This is a genomic window from Caballeronia sp. SL1002, assembly GCF_057814995.1.
On record NZ_JBYMUW010000002.1, the window covers coordinates 1,892,288 to 1,912,989 of the forward strand.

Genomic DNA, 20,702 nt, shown 5'->3' on the forward strand with positions numbered 1-20,702 from the left:
GTTTCTGAAAGTATGGGTTCGACGGCAATCGCTGAACAGCCCGAAGGCCGCCGCGATCAATCTTCGACGCGAAGAATCGCGAGGAACGCCTCTTGGGGAATCTCGACGGAACCAACCTGCTTCATCCGCTTCTTGCCCGCTTTCTGCTTTTCGAGCAGCTTTTTCTTGCGCGAGATATCGCCGCCGTAGCACTTCGCCAGCACGTTCTTGCGCAGCGCCTTGATGTTCTCGCGCGCGATGATGTTCGCGCCGATGGTCGCCTGAATCGCGACGTCGTACATCTGGCGCGGGATCAGTTCGCGCATCTTCGACGCCACTTCGCGCCCGCGATGCTGGCTCTGCGAACGGTGCGTGATGACCGACAACGCGTCGACCTTGTCGCCATTGATGAGCATGTCCACCTTGACCACATCCGCCGCGCGATATTCCTTGAACTCGTAATCCATCGACGCATAACCGCGCGAGGTGGACTTCAGCCGGTCGAAGAAATCGAGCACGATTTCCGCCATCGGAATCTCGTAGGTGAGTTGCACCTGACGGCCGTGATAGAGCATGTTGATCTGCTGGCCGCGCTTGTTCGTACACAGCGTGATGACCGAGCCGACATACTCCTGCGGCATATAGAGGTTCACGGTGACGATCGGCTCGCGCACTTCCTCGATATACGACGGCTCCGGCATCTTCGCCGGATTCTCGACGTGGATGAGCTCGCCGTCACGCTTGATGACTTCGTAGACCACGGTCGGCGCGGTCGTGATGAGGTCCATGTCGAACTCGCGCTCGAGCCGTTCCTGGACGATTTCCATGTGCAGAAGCCCAAGGAAGCCGCATCGGAAACCGAAACCGAGCGCCTGCGACACTTCCGGCTCGTACTGGAGCGACGCGTCGTTCAGCTTCAGCTTTTCGAGCGAATCGCGCAGCGCGTCGTACTGGTTCGCCTCGACCGGATAAAGCCCCGCGAACACCTGCGGCTTCACTTCCTTGAAGCCCGGCAGCGGTTCGGTTGCGGGTCGCGCGACGTGCGTGATCGTGTCGCCGACCTTCGCGGCCTGCAATTCCTTGATGCCCGCGATGATGAAGCCCACCTGTCCCGCCGACAGCGACGCGAGGTTCGTGGCCTTCGGCGCGAACACGCCGAGATGCTCGACCGGATACTGCGCGTCGGTCGCCATCATCTTGATCTTGTCCTTCGGACGCAGCGTGCCGTTCTTGATACGCACGAGCATCACGACGCCGACGTAGTTGTCGAACCAGGAATCGATGATCAGCGCCTGCAGCGGCGCTTCCGGATCGCCCTTCGGCGGCGGGACTTTCGCGATCAGCGCTTCCAGCACGTCGACCACGCCGAGGCCGGTCTTCGCGCTGCAATGCGTGGCGTCGGTCGCGTCGATACCGATCACGTCCTCGATTTCCGCGATCGCGTTTTCGGGATCGGCAGCGGGCAGATCGATCTTGTTCAACACCGGCACGACTTCCACGCCGAGTTCGATTGCCGTGTAGCAGTTCGCCACCGTCTGCGCCTCGACGCCCTGGCTCGCGTCGACCACGAGCAGCGCGCCCTCGCACGCCGACAGCGAACGGCTGACTTCGTAGGAGAAGTCGACGTGTCCGGGTGTGTCGATCAGGTTGAGGTTGTAGATCTGGCCGTCGCGGGCCTTGTAGCTCAGCGCCGCGGTCTGCGCCTTGATCGTGATGCCTCGTTCGCGCTCGATATCCATCGAGTCGAGAACCTGCGCTTCCATCTCGCGATCGGACAGGCCGCCGCACAAATGGATGATGCGATCGGCGAGCGTGGACTTGCCGTGATCGATGTGCGCAATGATCGAAAAGTTACGAATATGATTCATTCAGTGCCGATCAAGCGAAAAAGGCGCGCCCTGACTAAACGCGGAGCACGCCTTGAAAATAGGGGGAAAACCCCAGCATTTTAGCTGAAAAGGGGTTCGGCCGTCGGTTTTTACGGACGACGCCCAGTCGGACGCCCGGCACATTCACGTCGATGCCCGGCGTGCTTCCAGCGCGGCCCGAACGCGCGGCGCGTCCAGATGGTAGTGACAAAGTTCAACGCCATCGAGCGTCAGCACCGGAACGCGTTCGTCGTAGAGCGCCACAAGTTCGGGCTGCGCGTCGATATCGACGGTCTCGATTTCGATGCCGAATTCCGCTGCCAGCGGTTCGAGCGCCGCGTATAAATCGTCGCAAAGATGACACCACGCGCGCCCGAACAGCACGAGCGGCGCGGGTTTCACACCGTGCGGATCACTTTGCTGCACGCGGGCGCAGCGGCACGAATTGCGTGTTGTCGCCGCGACGTACGAGCACCGCGACCATCTTGCTCGGGTCGAGATTTTGCGCGGCCGCCTCGAACTGCTTGGCGCTCGTGATATCGGTGTCGCCGATCCGCAGCACGATATCGCCCTTCTGGAAGCCCGCGCGTGCCGCCGGACCTTCCACGGCATCGACCATCACGCCGCTCGTCAGCTTGAGCGCCTTTTTCTGATCGGCCGGGATATCGCTCACGGCCATGCCGAGCGCGTTGCTCGCGCGTTCTTTCGGCGCGGGCGGTTTCTTGTCGTCGGTTTTCGCGACCTTGTCCGGCTGCATTTCGGCGATCGTGATGGGCAGTTCGCGCGACTGACCCTTGCGCCACACGGTGATGGTGGCCTTCGTGCCCGGCTTCGTATCGCCGACCAAACGCGGCAGGTCGGTCGCCGTATCGACGCTATGGCCGTTGTAGCGCGTGATGATATCGCCCGGCTGGATGCCCGCCTTGTCGGCCGGACCGCCTGCCTCGACGCTCGACACCAGCGCGCCCTGCGCTTTCGGCAAGCCGAGCGAGTCGGCGACGTCCTTCGTCACTTCGCCGATCGCCACTGCGATCCGCCCGCGCACGACCTTGCCCGTCGTCTTCAACTGCTCGGCGACGCGCATGGCTTCGTCGATCGGAATCGCGAACGAAATGCCCATGAAACCGCCGGTGCGGCTGTAGATCTGCGAATTGATGCCGATTACCTCGCCCGCCATGTTGATGAGCGGGCCGCCGGAATTGCCCGGATTCACCGCGACGTCAGTCTGGATGAACGGCAAGTAGTCGCCCGTATCGCGGCCCTTCGCGCTCACGATGCCGGCCGTGACCGTGTTGTCGAGGCCGAACGGCGAGCCGATCGCCAGCACCCATTCGCCGACGCGCACTTTGTTCGAATCGCCAATCGTGATGGCCGGGAGGTTCGTCGCCTGGATCTTCACGACCGCGACGTCCGTGCGTTCGTCGACGCCGACAAGCTTCGCCTTGAACTCGCGTTTGTCGGTGAGCGTGACGTAGATGGTGTCCGCGTCGTCGACGACGTGCGCGTTGGTCATCACGTAGCCGTCCGCCGACAGGATGAACCCGGAGCCAACGCCGCTGCTTTGCTCGGAATTGTCCTGGTTATCTGAATTATCCGACGGCGGGCCGCCGCGGTTGTTGCCCTTGCCGCCGCCGCCCTGACCGCCGTTGTCGCCATTGCCGCCGCGCGGCGCGCCCGGCTGTGCGGGCTGTCCGGGCATCGGAATCCCGAAGAAGCGGCGGAAAAACTCGGACATGTCGCCGTCGTCCATGCCGGGCGGCAGGCCGCGCAGATCCGAACTCGTGCCGACACGCGATGTCGTGCGGATATTGACGACCGACGGCCCAACCCGGTCGACCAGCGTGGTGAAATCGGGCAAGCTCGCTGCCGGTGTCGCCGCCGCGGCCGACGGGCTCGCGAGGCTGACGAACGGCAGGCACGCGGCGACTGCCGCGGCCGCGAAAAATTTACGCAGCGAGAAGTTGCTCATATCGTTGGCCGTGGGATTACTTGGAAGGCTTGTATTCTATGGCAGAAGCAAATTGCTGCAATGTGGCCTGCGGAACCTCGCCGAGCAAGGTTATCCAGAAATCGCCACGACGCTTGACCAGCACATGCGTCGCGCCGTTGCTGCCGGCCCCTTCCTTACGCGAATTTTTCTCCACCGGCTCGACAAAAATCGAAATCGCGGCGAGACCGTCGGAATAAACGGCCTGATCGACGGGAATGGGCGGCTGGCCCGCTTCACGCGACGCCATCGGACGACGCAATTCGCGGATGATCCGGAAACCCGGCACGTTCGGCGTCATTTGCCACCCCTGCGCCGCCATATCGACGGCCTGCACTGGCGGACGCACGATCGTCCAGCCCGCCGTGCTCTTGATGCCGTTCACAATCGGCGCGCGATCGACCGAACCGCCGATCCGCACCTGCGAAAACGATAACTGCTCCAGAACCTGACCGTCCGGATCGAGCGTTTGCGCGCGTAGCAGCAAACCCGTGCGCGAATCGGCCCATAACTTGTAGACAAAACGATAGGAATCTTTCGGATCGAGTTCGACGACCTGACTGTCGAGGCCCGCGACACGGTCGCTGCCGAGCAATTTCGGCTCGTAGACCGACAGCACCTGCTCGCCGCTCGCGGCTAGCAGCGCGGGAAACGAATCCTTGCTCTGGCGCTTTTCCACGACCAGCAAATGCCGTTCGGGCACGAAGGTGTACATGTCGTCGTCGTGGCGAAGCATCTTGCGGGGCTTGCCGTCGAGACTTTCCAGCGATTCGTACTCGCCCTCGCCGCGCGCGGCCGCATGCACGATACGCGACGACTGCACCGTCGCGCCCCGCTGATACACGAACGTGCCCTCGTAATTCTGCTGCTGAGCGGCCTCGTGAATCCGGTTGAGCAATTCCGCGGCGGTCTTGCGCGTGGCGATCGGATCGTCGCCTTGAGCCATTGCGCTCGATGTTGCGGAAAACAACGCGGCCGCGCAGAACATCAAAGCCGGCAACCGCCCCCAGTACGTCGTTTTGTTCAACCGCAAACTTTGCATCAGATTATTGGCCTTGCGAGGTGACGGCAGCGCGAATCAAAGGCATCGAGCCGGGCACCACGGGCTGTTGCGAAAACTGCTGATGCGCTTCGAGATACTGATCCAGATTGGCGTCGCGGATGATATTCGCTTCCACCACCGGCGTCTGCACCGTCGCGGCGGGCAGCGAAGCCATGGCCACGCGTTGCAGCGAATCCGGCGCGGCGCTCGCCATCTGAGCGCTGCCAGCGTGGTTGTCGACGCCCTGCAACTGCGGCACGACGATCCACGTCAGCGTGGCCGCGGCGGCGGCAACGGCAAAAGCCGGCACCACGCGACGACGCAGCAGGCCGCCACGCGCCTTCGCTTCGCTTACAGCGGGCAGCGCGGCGGGCGCGAGCACGTGAGCTTCCGCCTCGAAACGTTGCGAGAACGCGGCCATGAACGCGCTGCTGGTCGCAGGACTGACCGCCAGATCGTCGGAACGCAGCGCGTCGCCGATCAAATGGTAATCCGACCACGCCGCGCGATCCTGATTGCTCAGATCCGCGAGAAATTGACTGATGTTCCCAATCTCGCCGAGCGATTCCCCGTCAACGAACGCCGACATCCGCTCGCCGCGCGAGCCTGCTTGTGACTGCATCGAGACCGACCCCATGATGCTCCCCATCTTGACTACATCCCGTAGTGACACCAACTAACTCAGATATCGCGTCCCAGTCCCCGCGCAACCTCGCTGTCTACCAGCGTTTGCCTTCAGGAGTGTCCAACAAAGGACGCAATTTTGCCGCAATGGCTTCGCGAGCACGAAAAATTCTGGATCTGACGGTTCCGATCGGGCAACCCATCATTTCGGCGATTTCCTCGTAACTCAATCCTTCAATTTCACGAAGAGTAATGGCGGTGCGCAATTCTTCCGGTAAAACCGCCATCGCAGCATTGACCGTCTGGGCGATCTGCTTGCTCATCAACATCGACTCGGGCGTGTTGATATCCCTTAGTTGGTCCGCGTCGGAGAAAGTTTCCGCTTCTTCCGCATCTGCTTCGGTAGAAGTGGGTGCGCGGCGTCCCTGAGTGGCAAGGTAATTCTTTGCGGTATTGACCGCAATACGGTAAAGCCAGGTATAAAACGCCGATTCGCCACGAAATTGCGGCAAAGCGCGGTACGCCTTGATAAACGCGTCCTGCGCTACGTCCTCGACCTCGGCGGGGTCCCGCACGAGGCGCGAGATCAATCGGATGATCTTGCGTTGGTATTTGGCGACTAGTAATTCAAACGCCGCCTTATCGCCCTTCTGCACGCGTTCGACCAGCACTTGGTCGATTTCTTTTTCGCTCACCTGGGAAATCCGTTAACTTTTGGGGTGCATCGCGGACGGCTATTGTAGCGTTACCGTCCACGGACCACGCTGCGTGCTCATCAGCGGTTACAGTCTTTACAGCTTCGCCTCGGCGCCCCGGCGAGCGCGGACGGACAATTCCCTGAACGTATCGGGATCGACGGCGTCGGCGGCGACGATCAACCGCTCCGGGCGGCCGCCTTCCGGTTGTAGCGTAAGCGCGAGCAGGATATCGCTCCATTGCGCGCAACCGGTAATGCGGAGATGGCGCGACCCGCCGCGCGCGTCGAACATGACGATTCCGTCGATCCCCAGACTGAAAGCGGGCGGCTGGCGCCGCTCCCAAGCCCGGGCTAGCGCGCCGAGCGCCAGCGCGCAGAGTGCGGCCACGACCGGTGCGTCGAAAATCGGTGCGCGGGTGGCGTTCTCGACCACGCAGCGAAAGACCGCCAGCGTCGCCACGCCGATAAAACCCGTCACCGCACAACGCAGGCCCCATGAACGGCCTAGCTGAAGCCAGACGCGCCATTCGCGTCCGGCAACGCCTTTCCCCTGGGCATAACCGGACGCAGAACGCTCAACGGCGGCTCAATGACGCTTGAAAACGAGCGTGCCGTTCGTTCCGCCGAAGCCGAACGAGTTTTTCAGCGCAACATCGATCTTCATGTCCCGCGCCGTGTTTGCGCAGTAATCCAGGTCGCAGGCGGGGTCCTGGTTGAAGATGTTGATGGTCGGCGGCGAAATCTGATGGTGGATAGCCAGGACCGTGAATACCGATTCCAGCCCGCCAGCCCCGCCGAGCAAGTGCCCGGTCATCGATTTGGTCGAATTGACGACCATGCTTTTCGCGTGGTCGCCGAACGCGCGCTTGATGCCGGTGGTTTCCGCCATGTCGCCGAGCGGCGTGGACGTGCCGTGCGCGTTCAAATAGTGCACTTCATCCGGGTTGACCTTCGCGTTTTTCATCGCGTTGAGCATGCTGCGGCGGCCGCCGTCGCCGTCTTCGGGCGGAGCGGTCATGTGGTACGCGTCGCCGCTCATGCCGTAGCCCGTGACTTCTGCGTAGATTTTCGCGCCGCGCGCCTTCGCGTGCTCGTACTCTTCCAGCACCATCACGCCAGCGCCTTCACCGAGCACGAAACCGTCGCGATCCTTGTCCCACGGACGGCTGGCGGTCGCCGGATCGTCGTTGCGCTGCGAGAGCGCACGCGCCGCCGCAAAACCGCCGACGCCGAGCGGCGAAACCGTCGCCTCCGAACCGCCCGCGATCATCACGTCGGCGTCGCCGTATTCGATCAGGCGCGAAGCCTCGCCGATACAGTGCAGACCCGTCGTACAGGCCGTGACAATGGCGAGATTCGGGCCTTTGAGGCCGAAGCGGATCGACAGATGGCCGGAGATCATGTTGATGATCGACGCGGGCACGAAGAACGGCGAAATGCGGCGCGGGCCGCGATTGAGCAGTTCGGTCTGCGTGACTTCGATCATCGGCAGGCCGCCGATACCCGAACCCACGATAACGCCCACGCGCTCCGAGTTTTCCTCGGAGATCTCGAGGCCGCTGTCCTGCATGGCTTGCACGCCCGCCGCGATGCCGTAATGGATGAAGGTGTCCATATGGCGCGCTTCCTTGCCGGGCATGTACTCCTCAACATTGAAGCCCTTCACCTCGCCGGCGAAGCGAGTCGAAAAGTTCGACGCGTCGAACTTGGTGATATTGGCGATGCCGGACTTGCCCGCCACCAGATTCGACCAGCCGTCGGCAACGGTATTGCCGACAGGCGAAATCAGCCCAAGGCCTGTAACAACAACACGACGACGGCTCACGGTAACCCCTTTTCCATAGATGACAAAAAGCAAAAGCCACAGGGGCTACAGGAAACCACCCTGTGAGCCCTGTGGCTGTTAAATCGGTTTCGGTCGCGACAGAGCGGCAAGCCCGAAGCTACGAAATTCGCTGGCGCGTCTGGCCTTAGGCCTTGACGTTCGCGCGAGCGTAGTCGATTGCTTGTTGAACCGTCGTGATCTTCTCGGCTTCTTCATCCGGGATTTCCATGCCGAATTCGTCTTCCAGAGCCATCACCAGTTCGACGGTGTCGAGCGAATCAGCGCCCAGGTCGTTCACGAACGATGCTTCGTTCTTGATTTCGGCTTCGGCGACGCCCAGTTGTTCGGCGACGATCTTCTTCACGCGCTGTTCGATATTGTCCATGCAGCCCTCCGAGGGAAATTAAGTTCAAAAATACGAGTGCGCGCATTTTATCAGGTTTGCACCTGCAAAAAACCGCCTTCAATTCATGTAATGCCTTGCGTGGCGCTTCTTCAGCGTACATCCGAACTCGCCGCGCATTTACATCGACATCGTTCCTTACCGCGCATTTCGCCAACGCGCCAATGCCGCTCTCACCCGAGCATTTTGCGCGCCGCTCAAGGCGCGGATATTAAACGAATACCCTATTACATGTACATGCCGCCGTTCACGTGCAGCGTCGTGCCGGTGATATAGCCGGCAAACGGCGAAGCCAAGAACGCCACGGCATGCGCAATGTCACTGGTGCTGCCCAGCCGGCCGAGCGGGATCTGCGCGGTAAGCGCCGTCCGCTGCTCTTCCGGAAGAACCTTGGTCATGTCGGTATCGATAAAGCCCGGCGCGACGCAGTTCACGGTAATCCCGCGGCTGCCGATCTCGCGCGCGAGCGCCCGCGTCATGCCCGCTACGCCGGCTTTCGCGGCCGCGTAGTTCGCTTGTCCCGGATTACCCGACGACCCGACCACCGACGTAATGTTGATGATCCGGCCGCCGCGCGCCTTCATCATCGGGCGCAGCACGGCGCGCGAGAGGCGGAACACGGCACGCAGGTTGGTATCGATGACCGCGTCGAATTCGTCGTCTTTCATGCGCATCGCGAGCTGGTCTTTTGTGATGCCCGCGTTGTTCACCAGCACGTTGAGGCCGCCGAACTCCTTGACGGTGGCGTCGATGAACGCGTCGGCCGCAGCCGCGTCGTTCACGTTCAGCACCGCGCCGCGGCCCGTCACGCCCGCTTCCGCGAATGCTTCGGTGATGCTGGCAGCGCCGCTTTCGCTCGTGGCCGTGCCGATCACCGTCGCGCCCAAGCGCGCCAGTTCCAGCGCGATTGCCCGGCCGATGCCGCGCGACGCGCCGGTGACGATCGCGATTTGTTTGTCGAGAGTCTTTTCCATCGTGTCCTGTCCGGTATTCAGTCCGTTCTTGCGAGTTTTAACTTGCGATCAGCCCGCGATCAGCTTGCGCGTTTCCTCAAGCGAAGCCGGGTCGAAAATCGACGCGCCGACGAGCGTGCCGTCGATCCGCTTGGTGAGACCCGCGAGCACCTTGCCCGGACCGCATTCCACCACGTGCGTCACGCCTTCGCGCGCCAACGCCTGGACGCATTCCACCCAGCGCACCGGGCCCGCCGCCTGGCGAACGAGCGCGTCCTTGATTGCGGCCGGCTCGGACGCCGTGGCGACATCGATATTATTGATCAGCGGAATCTCCGGCACCTTGATCTCGACACCGGCGAGATATTCGCGCAGTTGATCGGAAGCAGGCTTGAGCAACGACGAATGGAACGGCGCCGACACCGGCAGCGGCAACGCGCGTTTCGCGCCCTTCGCCTTCGCCAGTTCGCACGCCTTCTCCACGCCGGCCTTCGCGCCCGCGATCACGACTTGCGCCGGCGCATTGAAATTCACCGCTTCGACGACACCCGCCGCCGACGCTTCCGCGCAAACCGCGCGCACGGTGTCGTCGTCGAGGCCGAGAATCGCCGCCATGCCGCCCTGCCCGACCGGCACCGCGTTCTGCATGGCTTGCGCGCGAAACCGCACGAGCGGCACGGCATCGGCGAACGCGAGCGCGCCCGCCGCGACCAGCGCCGTGTACTCGCCGAGGCTATGCCCCGCGACGAGCGCCGGACGCACGCCGACTTCCTTCTCCCACACGCGATAAATCGCGTAGGCGGCGGTAAGCATGACCGGCTGCGTGTTGGTGGTGAGATTAAGCTCCTCGGCCGGACCCTCGGCGATCAGCTTGGCCAGATCCTGCCCGAGCGCGTCGGATGCCTGCTGCACGGTCTCGCGCACCACGGCGTGATCGGCGAATGCGTTGAGCATGCCGATCGACTGCGAACCCTGTCCGGGAAAAACGAATGCAAATTTCATATCGTCCTCGATGAATGGGGAAAGCGAGCGGGCGCGCGCTCACCGGCCCGCGCAAAAACAGCGGGCCGCGGCGCGAGCGGCCGCTTTAGTAACGGAATACCGACGCGCCCCACGTGAAGCCGCCGCCGACGCCTTCGATCAGCACGTTCTGGCCGCGCTGAATACGGCCGTCTCGCACGGCGACATCGAGCGCGAGCGGAATCGACGCCGCTGACGTGTTGCCGTGTTCGCCGACCGTCACGACCATCCGCTCCTGCGGCAAACGCAATTTGCGGCAGGTGCTTTGCATGATGCGGATATTTGCCTGGTGAGGGATCAACCAGTCGATCTCGTTAGACGAAAGGCCAGCTTTTTCGAGCGCTTCGACCGCGACCTTTTCCAGCACGTTGACCGCGAGCTTGAACACTGCCTGGCCGTCCATGTGCAGGAACGCGCTGCCGGCGATCACGCCGCCGTTCACGTTGCCCGGCGTGCACAGGATGCTCGCGTGGCTGCCGTCGGCGTGGAGCGCGCTTGCCAGCACGCCCGGTTCGTCCGAGGCCTGCAGGATCACCGCGCCCGCGCCGTCGCCGAACAGCACGCAGGTCGTGCGGTCGTTGAAATCCAGAATGCGCGAGAAGGTTTCTGCGCCGACGATCAGCGCCGTGCGATGCGCGCCGCTCTTGATGAACGCGTCGGCGGTTGCAACCGCGTAGGCGAAACCGGAACAGACCGCCTGAATGTCGAATGCCGCGCCGCCGTTCTTGATGCCGAGCTTGTTCTGCAGCAGGCACGCCGTGCTCGGGAACACGAAATCGGGCGTCGACGTAGCGACGATGATGAGATCGATGGATTGCGCGTCGATCCCGGCTGCCTCGATCGCCTTTTGCGATGCTTCGAGCGCGAGATCGCTGGTGGTTTGATCGGCCGAGGCAAAATGCCGCGCGTGGATGCCGGTGCGCGCAACGATCCATTCGTCGCTTGTTTCGACACCCTGCTTTGCGAGCCGGTCCGCCAGATCCTGATTCGTGACGCGGTCCGGCGGCAGATAACTGCCCGTGCCGATAACGCGTGAGTAGAGATTGGATTGAGCCATTATGCCTTCGAGGGTAGCGCGGCGCCGGGCTGGGCCGGCTGGTTCGGCTGATCGGGAACGGCGACGGCGCCCGATAGAACCGATCCCGTCGCGCCCGCGTCGAGCGCCGCTTGCTGCAACGGTGCGGCGTTTTCTTCCATCGCGCGCACGAGGCGTTCGAGCACGCCATTTTTGACGGCATCATACCCGCGTTTGATAGCCCACTCAAACCCGAACGCCTCGGCCGAGCCGTGGCTCTTGATGACCAGCCCGCGCAGGCCGAGCAGCGCCGCGCCGTTGTATTGCGCTGGATCGACGCGTCGCTTGAAACGTTTGAGCACGGGCATCGCGACGAGCGCCATCGCCTTCGTGAGCAACGAGCGGCCGAACTCTTCCTTGATGATGTCGGTCAGCATTTTCGCGAGACCTTCCGAGGTCTTGAGCGCGACATTGCCGACGAAACCATCGCACACCACCACATCCGTCGTGCCTTTATAGATGTCGTTTCCTTCCACGTTGCCGTAGAAATTGAGCGTGCTCGCGCGCAGCAGTTCGCCCGCGCGCTTGATGGTTTCGTTGCCCTTGATGACCTCTTCGCCGATATTGAGCAGACCGATGGTCGGCCGCTCGCGACCTTCGAGCGCCGCGACGAGCGCGTGGCCCATTTCGGCGAACTGGAGCAGATGCTGAGGCTCGCAATCGACGTTCGCGCCGAGGTCGAGCACGGTCGTGTAGCCGCGCTGGCTCGGCATCGCGAAGGCGATGGCGGGCCGTTCGATACCGGCGAGCGTCTTGAGAACGTAGCGGGAGACGGCCATCAGCGCACCGGTGTTGCCGGCGGAAATGCACGCTTGCGCCTGTCCCTCCTTCACGAGGTTCAGCGCGACGCGCATCGATGAATCTTTTTTCTTGCGGAGAGCGACTTCGACCGGATCGTCCATCGCGACCACTTCGGTCGCTGAAACGACGGTCAGACGAGGTTCGTCGACGGCCTTGCACTTCTTGAGTTGCGCGCGTATCGCGGACTCGATCCCGACGAGCATCAAATGCGCATCGGGATGAGCGCGCACGAAACTGACGGCAGCAGGAACCGTCACGGCCGGGCCGTGGTCGCCTCCCATGCAGTCGATGGTGATCTTTACAGTCATGGAGTGCGACGAATTTCAGGCACAAAAAAGCGGCAGATAAATGCCGCCTTTCTGTCAAACCGGGAAAATGTCAAGCGCGAGCGACCGTAATTCAAAACGGTGACGCGAGACGGGGAGACCGTCGTTCGCTTAGTCGTTCTTCGTCTTGATGACTTTCTTGCCACGATAGTAGCCGTTCGGGCTCACGTGGTGACGCAGATGCACTTCACCCGTGCTCGGCTCGACGGCCAGCGGCGCTGCCGTGAGGAAGTCGTGCGAACGATGCATGCCGCGCTTGGACGGCGATTTCTTGTTTTGCTGAACTGCCATGATAACTCCAGAAAAATTTTGCGAATTCTAACACAGCTCGACTGGCGGGCGGCCTATGGCCGAATAGCCAATCGAGCCTGCCGCGCGCGGATCGCGCCACGGGATTAATGCTTCTTGTCGCCGGGACCGCCCTGCTTGAGCTTTTCGAGCGCGGCAAACGGGTTCGGGCGGACGGGTTCATCACCTGCCGGAGCGCCTTCACTACCATCTTCCGAACCCTCGGCGGGCTCGCCCTCGATGCCTTCGGCGCCGGTGATCAGGCTCTCGTGCACTTCGGGACACACGTCGTGCTTGGGCACGAGCGGCAAGGCCAACAACAACTCCTCTTCGATCAAGTCGACGAGATCAAATTGGCGCGAACCAACAATCACCTCGACTTCATCGTCGTCGAGCGGAAACTCGTCGGCTTCCTCTTCGGTCGTTACGATGCGATACGTTGCATCGACGTCCAGATGCTGCGAATACGGCGATAAGCACCGCTGACACTCGATCCATACCGAACCGTGCACCGCGAGCCGCAAATAAGGCTGCGGCGCCTCGATGCCGTTGTCCTGCAATTCGGGCTGGGTCGACCCTTCGGCTTGCCAGGTGAACACGGTATCGCGGTCTGGCGCATCCGCCGGGGTTTCGGCTAACATGCGCGGCAGTTGCGAGACGCGCACGGCGCCGGCTGCTTGCCGGTTGCTCTGGGCGAACTCGAAAACATCGAGCGCGCGCAGATCGGCGGGGCTCGCAGGTTTGCCAGGATTTTGGGTCATGTGCGCTCCTGCAATGGGCCGGTGGTACTTATGATGAAACGATGAAACTTCAGTATGCACCGCGCGATGCGTTCCGGCTGGTGTGGTTTGCCCGAAGTGAAAATCGCGCAAACTCAGGCGTGGTCTTGCTGCTTTATCGACCGGGTTACCTGCCGGTTCAGCGTCCAGCTACGGCTTTGAACGAGAATACATACCGATGAAAAGCCCAAAACTATATCGGTTTTGTCTTTTGGAGTCAAACACTTAAGGGACGGCCGGCATCCCGCGCGCCGCGCCCTTCTTTCTCACTGTTTTCTAGCGATCTCTCTCATGTCCGACGCTTCAAATCCGCCGCCGCGCCTTGTTCTCGCGTCGAGTTCGCCTTATCGGCGCTCGTTGCTCGAACGTCTGCGCATTCCGTTCGACGTCATTGCGCCCGGTATCGACGAAACGCCGGCTACGGGCGAAACGCCCGAAGTAACGGCCGTCCGGCTGTCGATCGCGAAGGCGCGCGCGGCCGCGCGGCAGGCGCCCGGAGCGCTTGTGATCGGCTCGGATCAGGTCGCCACTTTCGACGGCCAGCAGATCGGCAAGCCCGGCAGTCACGAGAAAGCGCTCGCGCAATTACAGGCGATGCGCGGCCGCCGGGTGGAATTTCACAGCGCGCTGTGTCTCCTCGACGGCCGCACGGACGAGGTTCAGTCGGCCGATATCGTCACGCGCGTCAATTTTCGCGATCTGCCCGACGCCGAATTCGACGCCTATCTGCGGGCGGAAACGCCGTATGACTGCGCGGGCAGCGCGAAAGCCGAAGGTCTCGGCATCGCGCTGCTGGAGGCGATCGAATCCGACGATCCAACCGCGCTGATCGGCTTGCCGTTGATCGCGCTCACGCGCATGTTGCGCCGCGCCGGCTTTCCGGTATTGGGGGCAGCATGAGCGGCGTCCTCTATCTGATCCCGAACACGCTCGGCGAGGGCGACGCCGCCGCGCTCGCCGAAGTCCTGCCCGAGCCCGTCCGCGCGCAGGCCGCGAAGCTGCACTATTACATAGGCGAAAACGCCAAGACCACGCGCGCGTTCCTCAAAAAGGTCGGCACGGAACGGCCGATCCAGGAAATCGAGGTGCGCGAGCTCAACGTGAACACGCCGCCGGGCGAGGTCGAAAAGCTGCTCAAACCGATTCTCGCGGGCACGGACGCCGGGCTCGTTTCGGAAGCGGGCTGCCCCGCCGTCGCCGATCCGGGCGCGCTCCTGGTCCGCCGCGCGCACGAACGCGGCGTGAAAGTGGTCCCCTTCGTCGGTCCGAGTTCGATCCTGCTGGCGTTGATGGCGTCGGGCATGAACGGCCAGAGCTTCGCGTTCAACGGATATTTGCCCGTCGATGCCGCCGAGCGCGGCAAGCGTCTGCGCGAACTGGAACAGTTGTCGCGAAAGGCGAGCCAGACGCAGATTTTTATCGAGACGCCGTACCGGAACCGTGCGCTGCTGGACACGCTGATCGCAACGTGCGCGCCGTCTACGTTGGTGTGCGTCGCGGTGGATCTGACGCTGCCGACCGAGACGATCCTGACGCGCACCGTCGCCGACTGGAAGAAAAAGGCCGCGCCCGAGTTGCACAAGCGGCCCGCGATTTTCCTGCTGCTCGGCGCTTGAATCTGAGCGCCCCGGCGCACCAATTCTCGATCTAACTCGGTACTTTGTCCGTCGCGACTATTTCGAGACTGAGATTCGTCTTATTTAGACGACACATTTTAGCAATTAAAGTGCTTCTTCCAATTCCGCACTCGGCGTCGCACTAAGCAAGCGTCCGAAATGCCGGCACGCGTTGCCAGTTTCTTAGCGACGCTAATCAGCTCAATAAAAGGAACCGCTCAGTGAGTCAAGATGTGCAGCAAAGGACGTCCTCCAACGCTTGCGGGCGACCTGCCGGGTCTGCGTCCAGCCTGCGCGCATTCAAGCATGCGCTCCGCTTGCTTGCTGCGATGGCTTTTCTCTTTTCGGCCTCATCCGCTTATGCCACGCTGGCCTGCAGCATGGGCAACGCGGCCAAAATCTTAAACACGGGTTACATTTCCGTGCCCAAGGATGCAAGTCCCGGCCAGACGATCAAAACCATGCCGCCGGAACCTTTCGTCATGTCCTGCCAGTTCACCGCCACTGTGCCGGCTGTCACGTCTGCGACGCATTTGCCGTACTTCAACGTGAGCGTTGCACCCGTCGCGGGTACGACCGACGTCTATCCGACCAGTATTGCCGGCCTCGGCATTCGCTATACCATTTACGCAGACGCATGCAACGAGCGAAGCGCGGTTATCACCAACCAAACGGCAAAACTGACCTGTCCCAGATCCGGAGCCATTTGGAGTGATCAATCCATGCCCTCTTCGGTCGTCGCCGAGTTAGTGGCCACAGGTCCGATTGCGGCGGGAACACTTGTACTCACATCGGTGCCGAAAGTCAGCGTGGGCTTCAAAAATGACTTCCAGCCGAACGATTGGCCGCAGGCAGATCTCTACACCGGCAGCGCCAGCGGCACGATTCGCCAGCAATCCTGCTCCGTGCAGAATTCAAGCGTTCCCGTGACACTGCCTACGATCAGCACGCGCTCGCTCCAATCCGCGGGCGATGCCGCCGGATCGCAGCAATTCTCGCTGGATCTCTTTTGCGCGGCCGGAGCCCGAGTGTCGATTACGTTCACCGACGCGACAAACCCATCGAACACGACCGACGTGCTCAGTCTCGCGAGCGGCTCGACCGCCGCGGGCGTCGGCGTTGAGTTGCGTCGATCGGGCGACATCAAGGTTTCCTACGGTCCCGACTCGGCCGCGCCAGGCACCACCAATCAGTGGCTCGTCGGCGCAACGCCGGCCGGCAATCTCACGATTCCGCTTTCCGCGCGATACGTGAGGACGACCGGCACACTTGCTTCGGGTTCCATTAAAGCGCTCGCCACCTTCACCATGTCCTACAACTAGCGGGCCGTTCGTTTCGCTTCCTCGCCCCAAAGTTGCACCCAAATATAGAAAAGCCCCGCTTGCGACAAGCGGGGCTTTTTTTAATTCGCGCAGCCGGACTGCTCTTGGATCGTCCCGGCAGAAACCCGTTCAGCGCACCTGCAGCTTCCCGCCGAGCATCAGCGTATGCAAGGCGGCATTGCCTATCGACGCGCCGAAACGCCGCGCGACCTTTTCGCCGATGCTTTCCTTCTGCGTGTAATCGACGATATCCGGCTGCTTGATGACTTCGCGCGCCACGTAATCCGCGTCGCCGAGGCCGTCGGCGAGGCCCAGTTCGATGCTCTTTTGTCCCGTCCAGAACATGCCGGAGAACAATTCCGGATCGTCCTTGAGCCGTTTGCCCCGGCCTTTTTTCACGGCGTCGATGAACTGCGCGTGGATCTCATCGAGCATTTGCTGCGCGTGCTCGTTCATTTTCGGCGTTTCCGGCGAGAACGGATCGAACGCGCCCTTGTTTTCGCCCGACGTGTGGAGACGCCGCTCGACGCCCAGCTTCTCCATCAAGCCCGTAAAGCCGAAACCGTCCATGAGCACGCCGATCGACCCGACGATGCTCGCCTTGTCTACGTAAATCTTGTCCGCGGCCGCCGCGACGTAATAACCACCCGACGCGCACGTGTCGTCCACCACGACATACAGCGGTTTCGCCGGATATTTGGCACGCAAACGCTTGATTTCGCTATAGATAATGCCCGCCTGCACCGGACTGCCGCCCGGGCTGTTGATACGCAGGATCACGCCCGCCGTGCCCGCGTCCTCGAACGCGTCCTGCAACGCGCCGTTGATGTTGTCGGCGCTGGCGTCGCCGTTGGCCGCGATTTCGCCTTGCAGATCGACGAGCGCGGTGTGGCGCGCGGTCCGCGATACTTTTTCACCGCCGGTGAAATCGAAGACGCCCCACGCGATTGCAGCCAGCGCCGCCAGGAACGCGAAGCGGAAGAAGATTTTCCAGCGCCGCGCGGCGCGCTGTTCGTTGATCGCGGCAAGCGCGATGCGCTCTAGCGCCGCGCGCTCCCAGTTCTCGCCGGCGGGCGCGGGGCGGGGTTGATCGAGAGGATCGTTCGGTTCGTTCGGTGTTTGTTCGGACATGCGTCGCCTGAAGGGCCAGAGAATAAATAGGATGAAAAATTCAAGCGGGACGGAGATCGGCGTCGGGCAGCCAGAAAACGGCGCGGCCTTCGGGCGTATCGCGCTCTTCCACTTCGACCTTGCGCAGCCGCGCGCCACGGCACGGGCCGCCGACGCATTTACCCGTGTCGGGTTCGTAGATCGCGCCGTGCGTCGCGCACATCAGATAAAGCCCGGAGCTTTCGAAGAATTGTCCCTCGGACCAGTCGAGTTCCATCGGAACGTGCGCGCAACGGTTCAGGTAGCCGTGCGGCTTGCCATCGTAACGGACGAAAAATACCACCGCGTCGCCGCTGCTGTCGGCGGCCGCGCGGCGAACGCCCGCGCCGCCATCGAGCAAATCCTCAGCCGCACAGATCCGGACCGCGTCGCTCATGCGTTCTCCCGGAGCCACCCCGCGAGCGACGCGACGCTATCGGCACAAAATTTCGGCTGCAGCGCGGCCAGCGAATCCGCCCGATGCGCGCCGTAACCGACGCCCACGCCCGCAGCTCCAGCGTTGAGCGCCATTTGCAGATCGTGCGTCGTGTCACCGACCATCACCGTGCGGTTCAGATCCTGCCCCAGTTCGCGCGTGAGTTCGTGGAGCATCGCCGGGTGCGGCTTCGAGAAGGTTTCGTCGGCGCAGCGGGTGCCGTCGAAGAGGCTCGTGAGCCGCGACTGATCGAGCGCGCGGTTCAGGCCGACCCGGCTTTTCCCCGTCGCGACCGCGAGCAGATAGCCTTCGTCGCGCAGGTCGCGCAGCATGTCGCGCACGCCATCGAACAACTCGGTTTGCTGATCCTTCACCAGATAGTGGAAACGATAACGCTCGGTGAGGCGCGGGTAATCGGCGGGATCGAGCGTCGGCGCGGCGATTTGCAGCGCCTCGCGCAAGCCGAGTCCGATCACGTAACTGGCGGCTTCGTCGCCGGGAACCGGCAGCCCGAGATCGCGGCAGGCCGCCTGAATGCTGCGCGTAATGTGTACCGTGGAGTCCATCAACGTGCCGTCCCAGTCGAACACGATCAGATCAAATTGCTGCCGGGCCATTTATTGGGTCTCGCTTGATAGCTGTTTGAGTTGTTCGATGAACCGGCGGCATTCCGCGGGCAGCGGCGCTTCCAGCTGAAGCGTTTCGCCGGTCGCCGGATGCGCGAGTTTCAGCCGGTAAGCGTGCAAAAACATGCGTTTGAGCGACGGTTTCGCGTTCGTGCGCAGCAAATCCTTGTTCAGCGCGAAGTCGCCGTACTTGGCGTCGCCCGCGATTGGCAGCCCGAGGCTCGCCATGTGGACCCGGATCTGATGCGTGCGCCCGGTCTTGAGTTCCGCCTCGACCCACGCGTAATCGCTCCAGCGCTCGATCAAATTGAACACCGTATGCGACGGCAAGCCGTCTTCCTGAATCCGCACGCGGCGCTCGCCGTCGGCGGTCAGATACTTGTGCAGCGGCGCTTTCACGGTCCGCCGACGCCCCCAGCCCGCGTCCCAATCGCCGTGGCCGACCGCGTAGTACCGCTTGTCGATGCGATTCTCGCGGATTTGCTCGTGCAAATTCACGAGCGCCGAGCGCTTTTTGGCGAGCATCAGCACGCCGGAGGTTTCCCGGTCGAGCCGATGCACCAGTTCGAGGAATTTGGCCTGCGGACGCGCATTGCGCAATTGCTCGATCACGCCGAATGCCACGCCGCTGCCGCCGTGAACGGCGACGCCCGACGGTTTGTCGATGACGATCATGTGGTCGTCTTCGAACAAAATGGGAAACTCGGCGGCCGGCGCATTCGACGAAACCGGGGCCGCATCGGATTGCGCAAGCCGAATGGGCGGCACGCGCACGAGATCGCCGATTTCGAGCCGGTACGCGGCGTCGATACGGCCCTTGTTCACGCGCACTTCGCCGCTGCGCAAAATACGGTAGATATGGCTCTTCGGCACGCCCTTACAGACGCGCAGCAGGAAGTTGTCGATGCGCTGCCCGGCCGAGTTTTCGTCGATCTCGATCATCGAGACCTGCTCGCTTGCGGGCTTTTGCTGGGATATTTTGCCTAACTCATTCATTCTGAATATAATTTGCGAGCAATCTGAAAAAGCCAATAAATTTGGCCGGAATTATCAGACTGTACAGGTGCAGGCGATAAACCATCATTTTACTTGCGCCCAGGGTCAGTTGCTCACCCGGAAAATCGAGTAACGAGTTGCACGCACGGCGATATCGCGCGGCAGGGACGACGCCCACAGGCGCGTTCGGTTGAGTCGATCGCCGACCGGTAACGGATTTTTGGTAAAAAAGAATTTTATCGGCGAGATGCGAGGCCGTCCGACTCAACATCGGGCAGCTTCCGGCTCCGGCTCGGGTATCAAGAGGTATCGAGCGGAGCGGAAATCAAAGCTCGCCGGTTGCGAAGAAACGTCGATGTGAACTGCCAGCTGCGCTGAATCCGGCGAAGCGCAGTGCATGTCGCAATGAGGCGAGACACCCAAGGCAGGTCGACGGGAGCTTTCGACGCCCACGACTTGCCGCCGCGGCCTGACCGCGGCTTTCGAAGTCGTCGGTCAGTCATTCGTATCGCGCCAGTTTGCGCGGACCGCGCCCCGAAGCCGCATCAGGACAATTCCGGCATTTTTGCGGGCGGCGTGGCCGGCTCGGACGGTCTCCAGGAGACGAACGAACCAGCCGCGTGCGCGCCCAAGTGCCACGAGCCGCGTTGATGCACGGCGTGTCGAAGCCGTTTCGCATGTGCCCCAAGGTCTGGCCGCCGCGACGCGTGAGATTACGCTCCGTCGCTTAAACGGTTCCAGTCCTGCTTCAGGCAATTCTCCCCGCCAGATCTCCCGCTCCAGCGTGCTTTTGTGACAACACAAAAAAGCGCGGCGCGCCCGCCTTCCCGCTTCGTGCGACTGACAACCGCACGAATTCGCTAGATGAAGGCCGGCAGAGCCGCTCTGGA

22 protein-coding genes and 1 pseudogene are annotated in these 20,702 nt (G+C 62.2%); 3 read left to right on the forward strand and 20 right to left on the reverse strand.

Annotated features, from left to right (window positions below; genetic code table 11):
• Positions 1 to 56: 56 nt before the first annotated feature.
• The 15 genes and pseudogenes from lepA to AC3D25_RS11360 form a co-directional block, all read right to left on the reverse strand.
• Complete coding sequence (lepA, locus tag AC3D25_RS11290; protein WP_488888485.1) at positions 57 to 1,847, reverse strand: translation elongation factor 4; 1,791 nt, start codon at positions 1,845 to 1,847, stop codon at positions 57 to 59.
• A gap of 144 nt (positions 1,848 to 1,991) precedes the next feature.
• Positions 1,992 to 2,273 carry a glutaredoxin family protein gene (locus tag AC3D25_RS11295; RefSeq protein WP_488888486.1) on the reverse strand — a complete coding sequence of 94 codons (282 nt, stop codon included), beginning with the start codon at positions 2,271 to 2,273 and terminating at the stop codon, positions 1,992 to 1,994.
• Positions 2,260 to 3,816, reverse strand: coding sequence for a DegQ family serine endoprotease (locus tag AC3D25_RS11300; protein WP_488888487.1), 1,557 nt, complete (start codon positions 3,814 to 3,816; stop codon positions 2,260 to 2,262). The genes AC3D25_RS11295 and AC3D25_RS11300 overlap by 14 nt, the downstream gene beginning before the upstream one ends.
• 16 nt (positions 3,817 to 3,832) lie before the next feature.
• A complete protein-coding gene (locus AC3D25_RS11305) occupies positions 3,833 to 4,876 on the reverse strand; it encodes a MucB/RseB C-terminal domain-containing protein (RefSeq protein ID WP_488888488.1) in 1,044 nt (347 codons plus the stop codon).
• Positions 4,877 to 4,880: 4 nt separating this feature from the next.
• A complete protein-coding gene (locus AC3D25_RS11310) occupies positions 4,881 to 5,513 on the reverse strand; it encodes a sigma-E factor negative regulatory protein (RefSeq protein ID WP_488889666.1) in 633 nt (210 codons plus the stop codon).
• Between the two features lie 82 nt (positions 5,514 to 5,595).
• Positions 5,596 to 6,195, reverse strand: coding sequence for an RNA polymerase sigma factor RpoE (gene rpoE / locus AC3D25_RS11315; RefSeq protein ID WP_488888489.1), 600 nt, complete (start codon positions 6,193 to 6,195; stop codon positions 5,596 to 5,598).
• A 96-nt stretch (positions 6,196 to 6,291) separates the two neighbouring features.
• Positions 6,292 to 6,699: pseudogene (locus tag AC3D25_RS11320) on the reverse strand (protein YgfX); the annotation flags it as partial.
• Positions 6,700 to 6,783: 84 nt separating this feature from the next.
• Positions 6,784 to 8,022, reverse strand: a complete 1,239-nt coding sequence (fabF, locus tag AC3D25_RS11325; protein ID WP_488888490.1) for a beta-ketoacyl-ACP synthase II — start codon at positions 8,020 to 8,022, stop codon at positions 6,784 to 6,786.
• A gap of 145 nt (positions 8,023 to 8,167) precedes the next feature.
• The gene (gene acpP / locus AC3D25_RS11330; protein WP_004197638.1) at positions 8,168 to 8,407 is read right to left on the reverse strand and encodes an acyl carrier protein; all 240 of its coding nucleotides are present in this window, start codon (positions 8,405 to 8,407) and stop codon (positions 8,168 to 8,170) included.
• Between the two features lie 245 nt (positions 8,408 to 8,652).
• Positions 8,653 to 9,399: a 3-oxoacyl-ACP reductase FabG gene (fabG, locus tag AC3D25_RS11335; RefSeq protein WP_488888491.1), complete on the reverse strand. Its 747-nt coding sequence runs from the start codon at positions 9,397 to 9,399 to the stop codon at positions 8,653 to 8,655.
• A 48-nt stretch (positions 9,400 to 9,447) separates the two neighbouring features.
• Complete coding sequence (gene fabD / locus AC3D25_RS11340) at positions 9,448 to 10,380, reverse strand: ACP S-malonyltransferase (RefSeq protein ID WP_488888492.1); 933 nt, start codon at positions 10,378 to 10,380, stop codon at positions 9,448 to 9,450.
• 85 nt (positions 10,381 to 10,465) lie between these two features.
• Positions 10,466 to 11,455: a beta-ketoacyl-ACP synthase III gene (locus tag AC3D25_RS11345; protein ID WP_488888493.1), complete on the reverse strand. Its 990-nt coding sequence runs from the start codon at positions 11,453 to 11,455 to the stop codon at positions 10,466 to 10,468.
• Positions 11,455 to 12,582 carry a phosphate acyltransferase PlsX gene (gene plsX / locus AC3D25_RS11350; RefSeq protein WP_488888494.1) on the reverse strand — a complete coding sequence of 376 codons (1,128 nt, stop codon included), beginning with the start codon at positions 12,580 to 12,582 and terminating at the stop codon, positions 11,455 to 11,457. Before plsX ends, AC3D25_RS11345 begins: the two co-directional genes overlap by 1 nt.
• A 129-nt stretch (positions 12,583 to 12,711) precedes the next feature.
• On the reverse strand, positions 12,712 to 12,891 hold the full coding sequence (gene rpmF, locus AC3D25_RS11355; RefSeq protein WP_047844776.1) for a 50S ribosomal protein L32: 180 nt from the start codon (positions 12,889 to 12,891) through the stop codon (positions 12,712 to 12,714).
• A gap of 104 nt (positions 12,892 to 12,995) precedes the next feature.
• On the reverse strand, positions 12,996 to 13,649 hold the full coding sequence (locus tag AC3D25_RS11360; RefSeq protein WP_488889667.1) for a DUF177 domain-containing protein: 654 nt from the start codon (positions 13,647 to 13,649) through the stop codon (positions 12,996 to 12,998).
• A 309-nt stretch (positions 13,650 to 13,958) separates the two neighbouring features.
• On the opposite strand from AC3D25_RS11360, the gene AC3D25_RS11365 reads away from it, so the two are divergent.
• From AC3D25_RS11365 to AC3D25_RS11375, 3 genes are all read left to right on the forward strand, one after another.
• Entirely contained in the window at positions 13,959 to 14,567 is a 609-nt protein-coding gene (locus AC3D25_RS11365; protein WP_488888495.1) for a Maf-like protein, read from the forward strand.
• Entirely contained in the window at positions 14,564 to 15,283 is a 720-nt protein-coding gene (locus AC3D25_RS11370; RefSeq protein ID WP_488888496.1) for an SAM-dependent methyltransferase, read from the forward strand. Before AC3D25_RS11365 ends, AC3D25_RS11370 begins: the two co-directional genes overlap by 4 nt.
• 221 nt (positions 15,284 to 15,504) lie before the next feature.
• The gene (locus AC3D25_RS11375; RefSeq protein ID WP_488888497.1) at positions 15,505 to 16,605 is read left to right on the forward strand and encodes a fimbrial protein; all 1,101 of its coding nucleotides are present in this window, start codon (positions 15,505 to 15,507) and stop codon (positions 16,603 to 16,605) included.
• Positions 16,606 to 16,734: 129 nt separating this feature from the next.
• Here AC3D25_RS11375 and AC3D25_RS11380 read toward each other — a convergent pair whose 3' ends face one another.
• From AC3D25_RS11380 to AC3D25_RS11400, 5 genes are read right to left on the reverse strand one after another with little or no spacing between them, the layout of a single operon-like run.
• Positions 16,735 to 17,736 carry a S49 family peptidase gene (locus AC3D25_RS11380; protein ID WP_488888498.1) on the reverse strand — a complete coding sequence of 334 codons (1,002 nt, stop codon included), beginning with the start codon at positions 17,734 to 17,736 and terminating at the stop codon, positions 16,735 to 16,737.
• 40 nt (positions 17,737 to 17,776) lie between these two features.
• Positions 17,777 to 18,151: a Rieske (2Fe-2S) protein gene (locus AC3D25_RS11385; protein ID WP_488888499.1), complete on the reverse strand. Its 375-nt coding sequence runs from the start codon at positions 18,149 to 18,151 to the stop codon at positions 17,777 to 17,779.
• Positions 18,148 to 18,807 carry an HAD-IIIA family hydrolase gene (locus tag AC3D25_RS11390; protein WP_488888500.1) on the reverse strand — a complete coding sequence of 220 codons (660 nt, stop codon included), beginning with the start codon at positions 18,805 to 18,807 and terminating at the stop codon, positions 18,148 to 18,150. Before AC3D25_RS11390 ends, AC3D25_RS11385 begins: the two co-directional genes overlap by 4 nt.
• A complete protein-coding gene (locus AC3D25_RS11395; protein WP_488888501.1) occupies positions 18,808 to 19,812 on the reverse strand; it encodes an RluA family pseudouridine synthase in 1,005 nt (334 codons plus the stop codon).
• Entirely contained in the window at positions 19,805 to 20,083 is a 279-nt protein-coding gene (locus AC3D25_RS11400) for a hypothetical protein (RefSeq protein ID WP_488888502.1), read from the reverse strand. The genes AC3D25_RS11395 and AC3D25_RS11400 overlap by 8 nt, the downstream gene beginning before the upstream one ends.
• Between the last annotated feature and the right edge of the window lie 619 nt (positions 20,084 to 20,702).